The sequence below is a fragment of the Pseudoxanthomonas mexicana genome, from assembly GCF_001556105.1.
Lineage (GTDB): Bacteria > Pseudomonadota > Gammaproteobacteria > Xanthomonadales > Xanthomonadaceae > Pseudoxanthomonas_A > Pseudoxanthomonas_A mexicana_A.
This window is the reverse complement of the sequence record NZ_LSIF01000094.1, coordinates 1-606: the sequence shown is the minus strand read 5'-3', so window position 1 is coordinate 606 and position 606 is coordinate 1. Positions and strand designations below refer to the sequence as shown.

The following is a 606-nucleotide window of genomic DNA, read 5'->3' as shown; positions in this document are numbered from 1 at the left end:
CGGTGGGTGCAGGTGCGGTCGCCAGCGAAACCGGTGCCACGGCCGCCGGTGCAGGCGCGAATGCCTCCGGCGCGTATTCCTCCGCGCTCGGCACGGAAGCTTCGGCATCCGGGCAACAGTCCACCGCCGTTGGTTTCCGTAGCGCCGCGGATGGCCTGGCATCGACCACGGTGGGTGGCTACAGCAGCGCGAGCGGCGATTTCGCCTCGGCATTCGGCTACGGTGCGGCAGCAGGCGGCAGCGGGGCGACCGCGGTGGGCGAAGGCGCCAGCGCAGGCGGCGATGAAAGCACGGCGGTGGGCGGCACCACGTTCTTCGGCCTGATCAATACGCGCGCCAGCGGCACGGGCGGCTCGGCGTTCGGCAATGGCGCCTGGGCCACCGGCGAGTACAGCACCGCGCTTGGCCACAACAGCTATGCCGATGGCGACGACAGCGTGGCGGTGGGCGTGAATTCGGTGGCAGGGGCGACGAACAGCGTCGCGATCGGCGCGAACTCCTGGAACGACCGCGACAACACGGTCTCGGTCGGCGATGTCGGTGCCGAACGTCAGATCACCAACGTCGCCGCCGGTACCGAGGGCACCGACGCGGTGAACCTGGACC

The 606-nt window shown here is 70.5% G+C and carries 1 pseudogene; it reads left to right on the top strand.

Going from position 1 to position 606, the window contains the following annotated elements:
- Positions 1–606 (top strand): annotated as a pseudogene (locus AX730_RS16470) (hypothetical protein); the annotation flags it as partial.